Below are 14,603 nucleotides of genomic sequence, written 5' to 3'. Positions count from 1 at the left end.
ATCCGTTAGAATCCTTGTGCTGTAACGCCTTCGGCTACCACTTCCTTTACTTCGGGCACCATACGCTTGAGCAGGTTTTCGATGCCTGATTTCAGGGTAACAGTGGCCGAGGGGCAGCCCGAGCAGGAGCCCTGCAGGTTCACCGTTACAATGCCGTCCTGGTAGCTCTTGAAGGTGATGTTCCCCCCATCCTGCTCCACGGCGGGACGCACGTAATTATCGAGCAGGTCAATAATTTTCTGGCTGGTTTGCTGGTCGGCCTCCGAGGCGTCGCCGGTAGCGGCGGCCTGCTGGGCGGCGCGCTGCTCGGCGGCGGGGTCCACGGTGAAGATGGGTCCGCCAGCCTCAATGTACGATTTCAGGAAGGTACGCAGCTCCGGAATCAGCTGTGCCCACTGGTGTTCTGTGGTTTTGGTGATGGTTACGAAGTTCTGGGCGATAAACACGCGGCCCACGTAGTCGAAGTTGAAAAGCTCCTGAGCCAGCGGCGAGTTGGCGGCGGCTTCCAGAGTAGGGTAGTCCACGCTCACCCCATCCGTCAGGAGTTGGGAGTTGAGCACGAACTTCATGGATTCGGGGTTGGGGCTGGCTTCGGCGTAAATGGAAACCGGTCCAGCGGGGGCAGTGAGTTGTTCAGCCATGTTTGAAAGACTTGGAGACAAGCGAAGGGAGAATACCGGCCGCAATAGGCAGCCGACTCGGTAAACCGCGCGGGGCGGTAATAGTTGCAAAGGTAGCTGAATGCCGTAACAAGATGTAATTGCCGGAAGTGCCCCTGGCATAAGTACCCGGCTTTCCCGGCAGGCTTTACCTTTAGGCTGTGCTTGTACTTTCTGCTCTTCTGCTTTCCGCGAGGGCCCCGGCTCCGGCCTGGCCGTTGCTACTGCCGTTTTTGGGCCTGCTGGGCCTTATTGCCAGCGGCCCGCTGCTATTCCCTCACTTCTGGGAGAAATGGTACGGGCACATTGCCGTGGGATTGGGCCTGCTGATGCTGGGGTATTATGGTTTCGGGCGGCACGACTGGCATACCACCACCGAAACCCTGGCCGAATACGTATCCTTTGCCGTGCTGCTCACGGCCTTGTTTGTGGTAGGCGGTACGCTGTATTTCAATTTGAACGTAGCCGGCACACCGCTCCGCAATGTGCTGCTGCTGGCGGCCGGGGCGGTGCTGGCGTCCATTGTAGGTACCACTGGTGCTTCTCTGCTGCTCATTCGCCCGCTTATCCGGCTCAACGACCAGCGCATCCGGACGTATCACATTATCTTTTTCATTTTTATCGTCAGTAATGCCGGCGGTTTGCTTACTCCGCTCGGCGACCCGCCATTGTTCATCGGCTTTTTGCGGGGCGTGCCGTTTTTCTGGACCACCACCCACCTGCTGGTACCGTGGCTTCTTTCCACTGGCCTGCTGCTACTGCTGTTCTGGCTGAAAGACCGCCGCACGCCCTACCCCTCCCGCCTCTCGCGCAACGAGCGACGCCGGGCACGCTCGGCCAAAGGCCTGCCCCTGTTCGATTTCAATGGCCGCTACCATGCCTTGTGGCTGCTGGTTGTGCTGGGAGCCGTTTTTCTGGACCCCGGCCGCCTGTCTTGGCTGCCCTACCTGCCCCTGGCCGGCCTGAAAGTTTCGTTTGTGCGGGAAGTGCTGCAGCTACTGGCGGCCTGGGGCTGCTACCGTACGGCCCACCCCAAGGCACTGGCGGCCAATCATTTCAACCTGGCCCCTATGCGGGAGGTGGCGCTACTTTTCTTCGGCATTTTTCTGACGATGATGCCGGCCCTGCAGCTCGCCGCGCACCTCGCGGCGAATCCGGCCGTGGCCAGCCGGCTTACGCCGGCCACCTTATACTGGTGCACGGGTATTCTATCGGCCTTCCTGGACAATGCACCCACCTACGCTTCCTTTCTGGGTTTGAGCCTATCGGGACACGGGCTGCAGATTACGAGTGCTGCGCAGGTACAGCAATTTGCCGAAGCAGCGGCCACAATTCCGCTGTTGCGGGCTATTTCCAGCGGGGCGGTGCTGTTTGGGGCTCTCACTTACATTGGCAACGGGCCCAATTTTTTGGTGCGGGCAATTGCCGAGAAGGAAGGGGTACCTATGCCCAGCTTTTTCGGCTACATGGGCCGCTACTCCCTACCGTATCTGCTGCCGGTACTGGGGATAGTAAGCGGCTGGCTGCTATGGGGCGGGAAGTAGAAACCGCTGCGCTCTGCAACGGCGCAGCCAAGCCAGCGAAACTTGCTCTGCTGCCATAGAAGTGCGCCGCACCATGCAGGCAGGCAGCGTGAACAGTAACAGCCGAGTGACCATCACTCAAAAAATATGCCCTGCCGGACATGCCAAGGAATCTCGCCTGCTGACCTTCAGACTACCGCAACCTTAGCAAGCTTGGAAGGATGCTTTCCGACGTACTCCTGGGTACGGTTTGCCAGCTGTCCACACGCTCTGGCACGCGGGCTACCGCGCGGGGCCCGGCATAATGCCCTGCGCCGTTATTCCACCGCTTCTGCTTCCTTCAATAGCCAACCTTGTTCCCCCGGGCCCGCAGCAGCATATCGGCCAGCACCAGGTTTGTCATGGCATCTACAATGGGTACGGCCCGGGGCAGCACGCAGGGGTCGTGGCGGCCCCGTCCGGCCAGGCTAATAGCTTCGCCCTGGTCGTTGATGGTGGCCTGGGGCTGCAAAATGGTGGCGACGGGTTTGAAGGCTACCCGGAAATAAATATCCTGGCCGTTGCTGATGCCGCCCTGGATGCCACCCGAGTGGTTGGTGCGGGTGCGCACCTGCCCGGCTGCATCAGTGTAGAATTCGTCGTTGTGCTCTGAGCCAAATAACAGCACCCCCGAAAAGCCCGAGCCGTACTCAAAGCCCTTTACGGCATTGATGCTGAGCATAGCCCGTCCCAGCTCGGCGTGCAGCTTGTCAAATACCGGCTCGCCCAGGCCGGCCGGCACCCCGCGTACTACTCCGGTAACCAGGCCGCCCACCGTATCGTGCCGGTCCCGAACCTGCCGGATGAGGTCAGCCATGCGCTCCGCCGTGGCGGGATGGGGGCAACGTACCGGGTTGGAGTCAATCAGCGTCAGATCCAGCTGCTCGTAGCCGACCGGCACCTGCACGGCGCCCACCTGCGACACGTAGCTACTCACCACCACGCCCTCGCGCAGCAGCAGCTGCTGGGCCACAGCCCCGGCAGCTACCCGCGCCGCCGTTTCGCGGGCCGAGCTGCGCCCCCCGCCCCGAAAGTCGCGGCGGCCATATTTCTGGTCGTAGGTGTAGTCGGCGTGCGAAGGGCGGTAGGCATGCTCGATGTGGGAGTAGTCGTGGCTGTGCTGGTCCTGGTTGCGGATAAACAGGCTGATGGGGGTTCCGGTGGTTTCTCCCCGGAAAATACCCGACTGAATCTCCACCTGATCGGCTTCGGAGCGGGGAGTGGTCAGGTCGCTCTGGCCGGGGCGGCGGCGGTTCAGGGCAGCCTGAATCTGCTCCTGACTTACCGGTAAGCCAGCCGGGCAGCCATCCAGCACCACCCCAATACCCGGCCCGTGCGACTCTCCGAAAGTAGTAATGCGAAACAGCTGGCCGAAGGTATTCATGCGGGGCAAAGGAATGAGTGAGCGAAAGGCAAAGCCAACGAAGCGGCTGGTTTAGGAAACAGTGCCGGCACACCTCCGCGGCTCGGCGGGTGCTCCAACAGGCAAGCAACAAGTTCACCAGATACTTCGCGGTGCAAATTGAACCTAAAACTCCCCATTTCCCAAGTGTACTGCCTCACCTGCGGGCCCGCCACCAGCCTGCCCCGGCCAGAGCCAGCAGCAGTACTACCACTACGTTGGCGTAGCGGCGCACATTATGGTATATATCCCGGGGCTGAGGAGTTGGGTCGGCACCCGCCAGGGCCTCCCGGTAATATGGGTCGTCGGGAAGAGCCCGGAAAGCCGTGGTAGCCTGTTCGGGGCCCCGCACCACGGGCTGTACCCCCGCGCGCAGGGTATCGTAGCGGGCTCTTGCGGGGTTGAATACTACCAGCCGGAACAACGTATCCAGGGCCACGGGGCCGGGCCGCAACGCTACCAGCCGAAACCGAAAGCTCTTGCGCCCACCCACCCGCCCGTTCTGGCGCGTGAGGCTTTGCTGAATTTCGGGGCCGTAGACTTCCAGGGCCGGACTGGCCGCCGGAGTAGTCAGGTTTACGGTGGCCAGATTACCCTCGCCTTCCACCGTGAATGTGTACGCAAATGCCTGGCCCGTCCGGAACGTGGTTCGGTCAATAGCCTCTTTCAGCTCGTAGTTGCCCACCGGTACCTGGTCGCGGAGGGGGTGGGGCGGCAGGGGCAGTACGGGCACCGTGCGGGGTACCGAGCGGTACGTTTTGTAACCCTGCATACGGTTATCAAGGCCGGCATCGGGCTTTTTGGCCAATCGGTACTTCAGCATCTGGAGCTCCACGGCCGGGAAGCTGAGCGCCTGCGTATTGAGCGGATACAGCTCCGCCTCCCAAAGACGGTAACGCAGGAAGGGTTTCCCGCCTACTACCACATTCTCGGGCAACACTTCCTGCTCGTCGAAGCTTTCTTCCCACACCGTGCGCTGCCGCAGCTGCCGGAGTATGCCGGGTAGCTGCCCGGCAAAGTTGTAGAAGTTTAGTACCGCCTGATCCTGGGGTGTGAGGTAAAAATACAGGCCCACGTGCAGGCCTTCGCCTGCATACACCCGGGGCTTATCGGGCACCAGGGCCAGAAATGCCTGATCCTGGGGCTCCACGTACTCCTGGGGCTTGGGCTTGCCAAACAGCTGGTCCAGCAGCCCGATACCCTGCAGTGGGCTGGCGGCGGTGGGCGGCGGGGTAGCTTGCTGGGGCCCTACTTTCAGGGTAGCCCCCGCCGACTCAGCCGTGAGGCCGTTTATTTTCATGCTAAAAGGCTTCACCTCGTAGCTGCCTTCCGCAAAAGCGGCATAGCGCTGCGTTATTGTTAGCTCGGTGGAGGTTTGCCCGTTTACAATGCGCGTGGTAGTGGTGCTCAGCTTGCCGCTTTTCTTGAACCCTTCTAGGTCGGGAAAGGCAGAGTAGCGCTCCAGCGGGGCGCCGCGTAATTGAAAGCTGATGGTATAGTACTCATTAACCGGAAACGCCGGAGTACCCAGCACAATGGTGGCGCTGGGCGCGGGTGCCTGCGCGTGCCCTGTTGCGGCTATCAGCAACAACACCCACTGAAAAAACAAAAACAGACGCATGAACCAAAGGCAGCAGGTAGGGCGCTAAAGCTACGCAAAAACCCACGCAGGGGGCGAGAAACCCGGTTGAGGGCCGATACCTTACGCAATAAAGATCAACTATTTATAAAATAGAATTAACAAGATTTTGGCTTTTACCAATCCGGGCGAAACACCACCCCGTAATTCCCCTCACAACCACCTACTCTTTTAGTCTCCTCTGTTTTCCGGGTTTTAAAAAAACAACTGCCTGTGGGCAGGTGGCTTTGTATTGTCTTCACTTTCATTCACCCAACCAGTTCTCATCATGTCCGACAACAAACTCCTCGGCCCCGACGAAGCGGAATTCGCCAAGCCTCTGTTCGTGCCCATCAAGCGGCGCTCCTTTTTCATGTACGCTGGTGCTACGGCCGGTGCCACGGCCCTGTTGCTGGCAGGTTGCGACGATGACGACGATGACACCGATACCCCTTCCGGCACGGTGAGCCTGGGCTCCGGCGACGTGGGTGTTCTCAACTACGCTTACGCCTTGGAGCAGCTGGAAGCCGCCTTCTACGCTCAGGTAATTGCCACGCCTTATACCGGCATCACTACCGAAGAAAGAACGGCTCTTACGGCTATTGCCCGCCACGAGGCTATTCACCGCGACTTTTTCAAGGCGGCTATTACGGCCGCCGCGCCTACCCAGATTATCGGGGGCCTCACGCCGGACTTCAGCAAGGTTACGTTCACTGACCGTAACTCCGTACTGATGACGGCCAAAACATTCGAAGACCTGGGAGTAGCTGCCTATAACGGTGCCGGCTCGCTCATCAAAACCAACGATTATCTGCTGATAGCCGGGAAAATTGTGTCGGTGGAAGCCCGTCACGCTGCCTACATCCGCGACCTGCTGAGCAACGGCAGCTTCGCCGACAGCACCGTAGTAAACGCGCAGGGCCTCGATCAGGCGCTGACGGTGTCGCAGGTGCTGGCGGCCGCTCAGCCGTTCATCAAGGACAAAATCAACGGCGACAACGTAGGCAAATAATCTTCCCCCTCCCATCCTGACTTTTCTTCGATATGAACCTGTTTCAAATAATCCGCGAAATCGAAAAAGTTGATCCGGAAATTATGGATCGACTGACCCATCGTCGCAGTGCCCTCACGGCCCTCGGCGACATCAGCAAGAAAATGGCGCTGGCCGCTGCCCCCATTGCCATTGGCTCGGCCTTCAACAAAGCCATGGGTCAGCAAACGCTTAACAGCGTAAACGATGTGCTGAATTACGCCTTGCTGCTGGAGTACCTGGAAGAAGATTTCTACGCGCAGGCCCTGGCTGCTCCTACCCTGGCCGCCAACCTCAGCGCCGGCAGCCCAGCCCTGGGTGCCATCCAGACCATTAAAGCGCATGAAACTGCCCACGTTGCCCTCTTGAAAGGTGCCCTGGGTGCCAATGCCAACCCACGCCCATCCAGCTTCAACTTCGGTACTGCTTTTGCCACCTACGCATCGTTCCTGACGTTTGCTCAGGCGTTTGAAGATACCGGGGTGCGTGCCTACAAAGGCCAGGCCACCAAAATCAAGGATGCTGGTAACCCCAACAATCTCCTCACAATTGCCCTGCAGATTCACTCGGTAGAAGCCCGTCACGCCTCGCACGTCCGCTACATGCGGCGGGCCGCCCCTGCGGGCAGCATTGCCCAGTACGGTTGGGTTACTAACGCCGAAGCCAATGGGGCACCGGCCGCCGTGTACGGAGCCGGCAATCCGGCCGCCACGTTCCCGGCCGAAAGCAACCTGGTGCAGGGTGGCCTTACCCTCACCTCGGTGGGTGGCAACACCTACACGGCCGCCGAAGTAAGCGAAGCCTTTGATGAGGGCCTCGACAACACCACAGTAGTAGCCATTGCCCGTTCGGCCGCTACCTTCTAAGTCCGCCGCGCGTAAGCGCCTGGCCAGAAAGGCACCTCCGGTTCGGGGGTGCCTTTTTTCGTGCAACCTTTCCCGGCAAAGCGGCATCCTCCCAGAACAGGTTATCTTTGCTGAACTGATGCGGCGGCTGTGCCTGCATGGCGGCTGATATTCTCCTTCCTATGCACATTACTTCTTTTCTGGAGCGCACCCTGCGGCGTCGCTCTTTCTTGCGGGCAGCCGGGGCCACGGCGGCATCCTCCGCCCTTCTGCTGGCCGGCTGCGGTTCCGACGACGACCCTACGCCAACCAACACTACGGCCTCTCTTACATTTTCGAGCAACGACAACGGGCTGCTGAACTTTGCTTACCTGCTGGAGCAAATTGAGGCCACCTTCTACCAGAAAGTTGTAGATGCCTTTCCCAGCGACTTTACAGCCGAGGATAAAGCTGCTTTCATTGACCTGCGCGACCATGAAGTAATTCATCGGGAGTTCCTCAAGTTTGCCTTAGGCAGCAATGCCTACGACCGGAGTTTGCCGGGGGCCATCATTTTCAACTTCTCTTCTTTCACCCTGACCACGCGCGCCGGAGTGTACGCGGCCGCCCGCACCCTCGAAGATCTGGGCGTAGCTGCTTACAACGGCGCGGCCAAGCGCATTGCCGATGCCGGTTACCTGGCGCTACTGAGCAAACTATCGTCGGTGGAGGCCCGGCATGCGGCTTTCGTGCGGGAGCAGGCCCAGCCCGGCTCCTTCGCCGGCCCCGACGTAATTAGCGCTACTGATGGGTTGGATGTGGTAAAAACACCTACTGAAGTGGCCGCGTCGCTTGTTTCCATTGTTCCGCTTACACTGGTAGTGGATGGCCTGACCAATCTTTCGTAAGCCCGCTTTTATCTATGAATTTTCTGCATCTGCTGGCTCGGCTGGCTACCCTCGATACTGAACACACCGCCCTGACGCAGGCCCCCCGCCGGGCGGCCCTCTCCCGCCTGGGCCAGGCTGGCACTGCTCTGCTACCCGCTCTGCTGGCGGGCCTGGCTACTCCGGCGCAAGCGGGCCAGAAAGAAGTGCGTACCCGCCTGGATGCACTGAAGCTGATTCTGAAGCTGGAAAACTTGCAGAACGCTTTCTACTCCCGCGCCCTGGGTCTGCTGCCAGGCGGACCAGCCAATCCGGCTACCTTCTTCGGCTCCGCGGCCACCCGCGACGCCATCCAAACTATCCAGAGCCAGCAGCAGAAGCACGCGGCCTTGTATGGGCAATTGATTACCAATGCTGGCAGCGCCCTCGATGCTTCTCCCAACTATGACTTTACGGGCAGCCGCAACGGCACCCAGCCGGCCGTTTACCCGGATGTATATACCAACCCGGATACCTTCCTGAAGGTAGCCCAGTTGTTGAAAGACGCCAGCGTGCAAACCTACAAGGGCCAGGCCGCCTTCCTGCAATCCGACAACTACCTGCTGGAAACTACCGTGCGTGCTCACTCCACGGAGGCCCGCCACGCCGCCCACATCCGCACTCTGCGGCGGCAGCGCGGGGCCACCGTCAAGAGTTGGGTAAGTGCCACCGATACGGCCATTACCACGGCCGGCTCGCCCCAGCACGCTGTATACACCACCGAAACCAACATTAATCAGTACGTTTCGCTCAGCGGCCTCGTCACGCGGGTGCCTTTCGATTCTACGCTTCCCATCAATGTAGGCACGCCGGCTCTTAGCGCCAGTGCCTTGCTGGCCAAGGTAGCCGAAGCGTTTGATGAGCCCATTGAGTCTGTTACGGCCGAAAGCATCCTGCAGGTATTCACGTATTAATAACCGCTGCAACACGCACCGGAAACATTCGGTTGCGAGCTTTGCTGCCAGAAAAAGGAACGTATGCAACGTTCCTTTTTTCATGTCTTTCTCTGGGTCAAAGTCAGCAACACTGGTACTGTTGCTTGCATTTGCCAGTTATTTTTTTGTATCTTTCAAGAAAGCGTCAAGAAATCTTCTAACACTTGTTAGCCTTTTTTTTGCTGTTCCGTACAAGTGCCTGCCCACCCTTTCCGCTCTTTATTTACCACCCTCTGAAAACCAACTTCACCCATGCTCGAGTATGCCAAAACCATTCTGCTCAAAGTGAGCTTCGACAAGATCCTCTTCGAGAAGGAACTGCGTAAAGCCCTTCGTACCCTGGTACCTGCAGAGCTTTCGGAGCTGAAATCCTGGTGCTACAAGCAGTTTTCCCGGTTGTACCGCCGTGTGCTGAACCGCGTGTTCCGTCAGCCGGTTGTAGCGTAATTTCTCCTTTCCACTTCCCCACACGCCGGAGCCGGGCGCCGCTTGCCACACTGCAGGCCAGCGCCCGGCTCCGGCGTTTCTGCATCAGTAGTATGGGCATTACATACGAGGTGCATCCGGGAGGCCGGCCTCCGGCGCTGTACCAACTTCCTCGCCTAGCACAAATCGAATGTTGCGCTGCAGCCCCGCGTAGCCGGTGCGTTTTACCGCTGACTGCCGGAACAGCTCCAAAAACAGCTCGTGGGTGATTTCCTGCCAGTCGCCGGGGGTTAGGTCTTTCAGGGCTGGGTGGGCCGTGAATTGGGGCTCCTGGTGGGGCCGGGAAAAGCGGTTCCAGGGGCACACATCCTGGCAGATGTCACAGCCGAAAATCCAGTTGCCGAACTGCCCGTTCACTTCCCGCGGAATCTGGTCTTTCAGCTCAATAGTGAAGTAGCTGATGCACTTGCTGCCATCCACCACGTAGGGCTCGGTAATAGCCTGAGTGGGGCAGGCATCCACGCACTTGGTGCAGGTGCCGCAGTAGTCTTTGATGGGGCCGTCGTAGTCCAGCTCCAGGTCCACAATCAGCTCGGCAATGAAGAAGAAGCTGCCGGTGCCGGGCCGGATCAGGTTGGTGTTCTTGCCTACCCAGCCCAGGCCGCTTTTCCGGGCCCAGGCTTTGTCCATCACCGGAGCCGAATCGACGAAGCACCGGCCCCCCACCTCCCCTATCTCCTGCTGCATATCGTGGAGCAGGGTTTTGAGCTTGTCCTTGATGACGAAGTGGTAGTCGCGCCCGTAGGCGTACTTGCTGACTTTGAGCGTATCGTCGGGCTGCTGCTGGTCCTCGGGTGGGTAGTAATTCAGCAGCAGTGAAATGACGGATTTGGCCCCCTCCACCAGCAGGCGCGGGTCGAGGCGCTTATCGAAGTGGTTGGCCATGTAGGCCATCTGCCCGTGCATATTGCGGTTCAGCCAGTTCTCCAGGCGCGGGGCCTCTTCCTCCAGAAACCCAGCCTTACTGATGCCGCAATACATAAACCCCAGCTCCGCCGCCCGGCGTTTGATGAAAGCAGTGTAGTGGGCAGTGGGCAGCATGATAGTTGAGTAGGCAGAATACAAAAATACGTCATCCTGAGCACAGCGAAGGACCTTATTCCATCTGAACCGTATCGTTCAGATGGAATAAGGTCCTTCGCTGTGCTCAGGATGACAGAATGTAACTAGCTAAACAGCTCCCCCGTGGCCGTGTTGCCGCGCAGGTGCTGGGGCATGGGGCGGCCGAGGTGCTGATAGGCCAGCTCGGTGGCTTCGCGGCCGCGGCTGGTGCGCTTGATGAAGCCTTCTTGGATGAGGAAGGGCTCGTACACCTCCTCAATGGTTTCGGCTTCGTCGCCGCAGGCGGTGGCAATAGTGCCCAAGCCTACCGGGCCGCCCTTGAACTTGTCAATGATGGTGCTCAGAATGCGGATGTCCATTTCGTCGAGACCGTTCTGGTCTACGTCGAGGGCGTTGAGGGCAAACTCGGCAATTTCGCGGGTGATGGTGCCGGTGCCTTTAATCTGGGCGAAGTCGCGGGTGCGGCGCAGCAGGTTGTTGGCAATGCGCGGGGTACCACGGGAGCGGCGGGCAATTTCAAAAGCCGCATCCTCATAGATGGGCGTGCCCAGAATTTCGGCGGAGCGCTGCACAATGCTGGTCAGCAGCTTGGAATCATAATACTCCAGGCGGGAGCTGATACCGAAGCGGGCCCGCAGCGGGGAGGTGAGCATACCCGAGCGGGTAGTGGCCCCGATGAGTGTGAACGGCGACAGGGAAATCTGCACGGAGCGGGCATTCGGGCCCGAATCGAGCATGATGTCGATGCGGTAGTCCTCCATGGCCGAGTACAGGTACTCCTCCACCACCGGGTTGAGGCGGTGAATCTCATCAATAAAGAGCACGTCGTTGGGCTCCAGGTTGGTGAGCAGGCCGGCCAGGTCTGAGGGTTTGTCGAGCACCGGGCCGCTGGTCATTTTGATGCCCGATTCCAGCTCGTTGGCAATGATGTGCGAGAGAGTGGTTTTGCCCAAGCCGGGGGGGCCGTGCAGCAGCACGTGGTCGAGGGCCTCGCCGCGGTGCTTGGCGGCGGCCACAAACACTTTCAGGTTCTCGACTACCTTGCCCTGGCCGGTGAAATCATCGAAGGAAAGGGGCCGGAGCGCCTTGTCAATGTCCTTTTCGGTGGCGTCCATGTGGTCTTTGCCACCGGTCATATACGGGTCGCGCATAAGCGTAAAGTGTAATTCAGCGTGTCGAAAGGTAACACTTTAGGGTGGGCGTTGGTGCCTTTTTTAGCAAAAAATATTCTTCTTGCCCTATTCTACTAACCATATTAGCAAGCATCGTCGGTACGGCTACTGCCGGGTTGGCAACAGCACGTAACTTGCAGCATCATCCGCCGTTTTGCTATGCCTACTTCCACCTCCTGGCTCGACGCCCTTCCTCCCGATTTTTATGAGCAACTGGCGCATTGCCTGAGCCTGCACGGCATGGCCGCAGCCGAGCTGCTCAGCCACCCTGACGCTCAACGAATAGCCACGTTGGCAAGCCTGAATACCCGCCGGGTGCAGGAGTTAAACCAGATTCAGACGCACGCTGAGCTACTCCACATCCTGCGCACGGACCCGCTGGCCCTCTACCACCTGCTGCTGCTGGGCCGCCTGACGCTGGAAACATCGTTGGCGGCGCCGGTGCTGGCCTACGTGCAGCAGCAGATGGGCATTGCCGCACCCGATATGGAAACGCTTACAACCTACTGCCTGGAGCTAAGCGGTGCTTTCCTGACTACCCTGGAGGAGCACGTGCCTGCGCCGGCAGGCCAGGTTTCGCTGGGGCTGCACCGCTTGCGGCTGGAAGAAGCGTTTGCCGACCTGCTGGCGGCCCAGCCTGCGCCTGCACCACCGGCCGCCAATCTGCGCCTGGCCGAGCAACAGCTACAGATGCTGCGCCTGGCTCTGCTGCTGGTGCATAGTTTGCCCAACACCACCGACCACCCATTTCTGCGGGCGGTGGCGCAACTACCCAACTTGCAGCCGGCGGCCCTGGAACCCCTTATCGAGCACCTCGGGCGGGTGCGGGCTCAGGAGCAGCTCACCCTTACCATGCCCGAGCTGGTGCAGCTGTACCAGGGTATGCAGGTGTGCGGCATGGTGTTCGTGTCAGATGTAATGAGCCGGATTGGACTGGAGGATGCCTTTCCGGTGCTATCGGAGGCGGAAGCGGCGGCTACGGAGGCGGCACCGGTAAGCAACCGGCAGGCCGTGGGCGAAATGGTCAGCGGCTTCACACACTGGGTGCAGCGTACTTTCCCCGACGCCCCCGAAATTCAGCAGGCCCGCCAGGAAATCCGGCAACTGGCCGATACGCTGGGGTAAGTAGTGAATTTATGCCGGGTCATTGCGAGGAGGCACGACGAAGCAATCCTGCCTTCATGTAGCACAAGACGCTGAAAAACTGAAAAGCCCTTACGCTCGGTGTGGAAGTAAGGGCTTTCCGGTTTTTCAGCGCGAATCTCCTTAAACAGGAAGAATTGCTTCGCGCTGCTCGCAATGACCCGCCACAACTTCACCTTTCACAATTTCACCACTCACCGCTCCAGCAGCACTTCAATTTCCAGGTGCAGCCAGTCTTCTTCCCAGGCTTTGTGGGTGAGGCGGGCCGAGAGGGGAAAACCGGCGTCGAGCAGGCGGGCTACGGTTTCGTTACGACCTTCGGGCAGGTAGCCCAGCCAGAACGCCTGGGGGCCGGTGGTGTACACGCGCACGGCCCAGTCGTCGTAAGAGCTGTCGGGTTCCCGTTGCAGGGCCAGGTGCTGGTTGGGCTGCAACTGAGGCTCGTACTCCCGCAACCCGTCGCGGTGCGTGGTGCCGGCAACCAGACATTCAAGCAAGACGAGCGAATCAGCAGCGGGAGCGGACATAGAGACAGACGTTGGGTTGAGGGCGTAAATTACACGTTGGCCCGGGTTTACGCATCATGGCCGGCCTGGTTTGCTCACTTACGCACTAGCCGCCTGCTCCGTACTTTTGCCCCATCATGTATAGTAAGAACGAAATAACGCAGCTCCGTCAGGCTTTCTGGACCACTTTTGGGCACTATATGCAGCCCGTGCCCTCGGCCGAAGGAGTGCCCATCAACTGGATTAACTATAAAACAGGCCTCAAACATGTGTATTTCCGCATGCAGGCCGACAACCGCCACGCCACCATCGGTATCGAGCTAACCCACCCCGACGCTGGCCTGCGGGAGCTGTTCTTCGAGCAGTTCCGGGAGGTTCGCCCGATGCTGGAAGAAGCTACCGGCGAAGTCTGGGCCTGGGAGCCGGCAGCCGTGGATGCCAACGGGTACCCCCTGAGCCGCATCTACCGGGAGCTGCGCCCCACCAACCTCTTCAACCGGGAGCAGTGGCCGGAGTTGATTTCCTTTTTCAAGCCCCGCATCATGGCCCTGGATGAGTTCTGGAGTACCGGCCAGTATGCGTTTGATGAGCTGCGCTAACTTCGTACCTGCTTACTGGCTTTTCGGGCATTCCTCTGGCCTTATGCTTACAGTTGAAAGTAGCCGGAAGGCTGTATTGGCTCGCACATTTTTCAGCAAAATGTAAGAGGTACAACTTGCGCAGGTTGTCGTTAAGTGAGTATATATGTAAATCGTTGTAAATAGCGGCCCTTAATTTGCTGCGGTGGCTTTGTTCACCTTTTTTCTCTCTTTATATCCAATTTTACGCATGAAAATCCGCTCGTTTTTGCTGGCTCTGCTGCTGAGTGCTACTGCCGCTGCTCCTGCTACTCTTACTGCCCGCCCGGCTGCCCCGGCTACTGCCGCTGCCCCCAACGGCTACATGATGATTATTTCGCGCGTGTCGATGGGTTTCAACGCCCAGGCCAGCATTGTCACCGTGTCGCCGGATGGTAAGGAGCAAGTGAAGGAAATCGACTTCAGCCGCTTTAGTGCCAAACAAATGGCCGCCAACATGACGGAAGTACACAAAGCCGCCATGGCCGCCGTAAATCAGTACACTGCCGATGGCTGGCGCTTGGTTAGCGTAGCCCCCAGCGACATAGCCAGCGGCGGCAATACCGTTTTCAGCCAGACGATTTACTACCTGGAGAAGAAGTAACCGCCGAAATTTTTTCCGGACCCAAGAGCCCTGAGGCATATGCTTCGGGGCTTTTCT

At 59.1% G+C, this 14,603-nt stretch carries 15 protein-coding genes; 9 read left to right on the top strand and 6 right to left on the bottom strand.

What is annotated here, in order from left to right; all coding sequences use genetic code 11:
• Positions 1 to 5 precede the first annotated feature (5 nt).
• Positions 6 to 641, bottom strand: coding sequence for a NifU family protein (locus tag EI290_RS06425; protein WP_125427887.1), 636 nt, complete (start codon positions 639 to 641; stop codon positions 6 to 8).
• A gap of 179 nt (positions 642 to 820) precedes the next feature.
• On the opposite strand from EI290_RS06425, the gene EI290_RS06420 reads away from it, so the two are divergent.
• Positions 821 to 2,203, top strand: a complete 1,383-nt coding sequence (locus tag EI290_RS06420; protein ID WP_125427885.1) for a sodium:proton antiporter — start codon at positions 821 to 823, stop codon at positions 2,201 to 2,203.
• 319 nt (positions 2,204 to 2,522) lie between these two features.
• Here EI290_RS06420 and aroC read toward each other — a convergent pair whose 3' ends face one another.
• Positions 2,523 to 3,605: a chorismate synthase gene (aroC, locus tag EI290_RS06415; RefSeq protein WP_125427883.1), complete on the bottom strand. Its 1,083-nt coding sequence runs from the start codon at positions 3,603 to 3,605 to the stop codon at positions 2,523 to 2,525.
• Positions 3,606 to 3,780: 175 nt separating this feature from the next.
• Entirely contained in the window at positions 3,781 to 5,244 is a 1,464-nt protein-coding gene (locus EI290_RS06410) for a BatD family protein (RefSeq protein WP_125427880.1), read from the bottom strand.
• A 286-nt stretch (positions 5,245 to 5,530) separates the two neighbouring features.
• Here EI290_RS06410 and EI290_RS06405 point away from each other — a divergent pair, with 286 nt between their 5' ends.
• The 5 genes from EI290_RS06405 to EI290_RS06385 all read left to right on the top strand — a co-directional run bounded on the left by EI290_RS06405 (position 5,531) and on the right by EI290_RS06385 (position 9,403).
• A complete protein-coding gene (locus EI290_RS06405) occupies positions 5,531 to 6,253 on the top strand; it encodes a ferritin-like domain-containing protein (protein WP_125427878.1) in 723 nt (240 codons plus the stop codon).
• Positions 6,254 to 6,285: 32 nt separating this feature from the next.
• Complete coding sequence (locus tag EI290_RS06400; RefSeq protein ID WP_125427876.1) at positions 6,286 to 7,137, top strand: ferritin-like domain-containing protein; 852 nt, start codon at positions 6,286 to 6,288, stop codon at positions 7,135 to 7,137.
• 161 nt (positions 7,138 to 7,298) lie between these two features.
• Positions 7,299 to 8,003 (top strand): ferritin-like domain-containing protein, encoded by a 705-nt coding sequence (locus EI290_RS06395; RefSeq protein WP_185816870.1) that lies wholly within the window; start codon positions 7,299 to 7,301, stop codon positions 8,001 to 8,003.
• 14 nt (positions 8,004 to 8,017) lie between these two features.
• Positions 8,018 to 8,935, top strand: a complete 918-nt coding sequence (locus EI290_RS06390; RefSeq protein ID WP_125427872.1) for a ferritin-like domain-containing protein — start codon at positions 8,018 to 8,020, stop codon at positions 8,933 to 8,935.
• Between the two features lie 273 nt (positions 8,936 to 9,208).
• Positions 9,209 to 9,403, top strand: coding sequence for a hypothetical protein (locus EI290_RS06385; protein ID WP_125427870.1), 195 nt, complete (start codon positions 9,209 to 9,211; stop codon positions 9,401 to 9,403).
• Positions 9,404 to 9,502: 99 nt separating this feature from the next.
• Here the strand turns inward: EI290_RS06385 and queG are convergent, their stop codons facing one another.
• Together queG and ruvB are read right to left on the bottom strand one after the other, a co-directional pair.
• Positions 9,503 to 10,483 (bottom strand): tRNA epoxyqueuosine(34) reductase QueG, encoded by a 981-nt coding sequence (queG, locus tag EI290_RS06380; protein WP_125427868.1) that lies wholly within the window; start codon positions 10,481 to 10,483, stop codon positions 9,503 to 9,505.
• Positions 10,484 to 10,608: 125 nt separating this feature from the next.
• Complete coding sequence (ruvB, locus tag EI290_RS06375; protein WP_125427866.1) at positions 10,609 to 11,655, bottom strand: Holliday junction branch migration DNA helicase RuvB; 1,047 nt, start codon at positions 11,653 to 11,655, stop codon at positions 10,609 to 10,611.
• A 180-nt stretch (positions 11,656 to 11,835) separates the two neighbouring features.
• Here ruvB and EI290_RS06370 point away from each other — a divergent pair, with 180 nt between their 5' ends.
• Positions 11,836 to 12,801, top strand: a complete 966-nt coding sequence (locus EI290_RS06370; protein ID WP_125427864.1) for a hypothetical protein — start codon at positions 11,836 to 11,838, stop codon at positions 12,799 to 12,801.
• 212 nt (positions 12,802 to 13,013) lie between these two features.
• On the opposite strand, the gene EI290_RS06365 is transcribed toward EI290_RS06370, so the two are convergent.
• Positions 13,014 to 13,346: an HIRAN domain-containing protein gene (locus tag EI290_RS06365; protein ID WP_125427862.1), complete on the bottom strand. Its 333-nt coding sequence runs from the start codon at positions 13,344 to 13,346 to the stop codon at positions 13,014 to 13,016.
• Positions 13,347 to 13,462: 116 nt separating this feature from the next.
• On the opposite strand from EI290_RS06365, the gene EI290_RS06360 reads away from it, so the two are divergent.
• Together EI290_RS06360 and EI290_RS06355 are read left to right on the top strand one after the other, a co-directional pair.
• Positions 13,463 to 13,924, top strand: a complete 462-nt coding sequence (locus EI290_RS06360; protein ID WP_125427860.1) for a DUF4268 domain-containing protein — start codon at positions 13,463 to 13,465, stop codon at positions 13,922 to 13,924.
• Between the two features lie 229 nt (positions 13,925 to 14,153).
• The gene (locus EI290_RS06355) at positions 14,154 to 14,546 is read left to right on the top strand and encodes a hypothetical protein (protein WP_125427858.1); all 393 of its coding nucleotides are present in this window, start codon (positions 14,154 to 14,156) and stop codon (positions 14,544 to 14,546) included.
• Positions 14,547 to 14,603: the final 57 nt, after the last annotated feature.

Origin of the sequence: Hymenobacter metallilatus (genome assembly GCF_003944705.1) — a bacterium.
In the GTDB taxonomy this organism is placed as follows: Bacteria; Bacteroidota; Bacteroidia; order Cytophagales; family Hymenobacteraceae; genus Hymenobacter; species Hymenobacter metallilatus.
The sequence above is the reverse complement of the archived record's forward strand: the minus strand, read 5'-3'. Positions and strand labels throughout refer to the sequence as shown.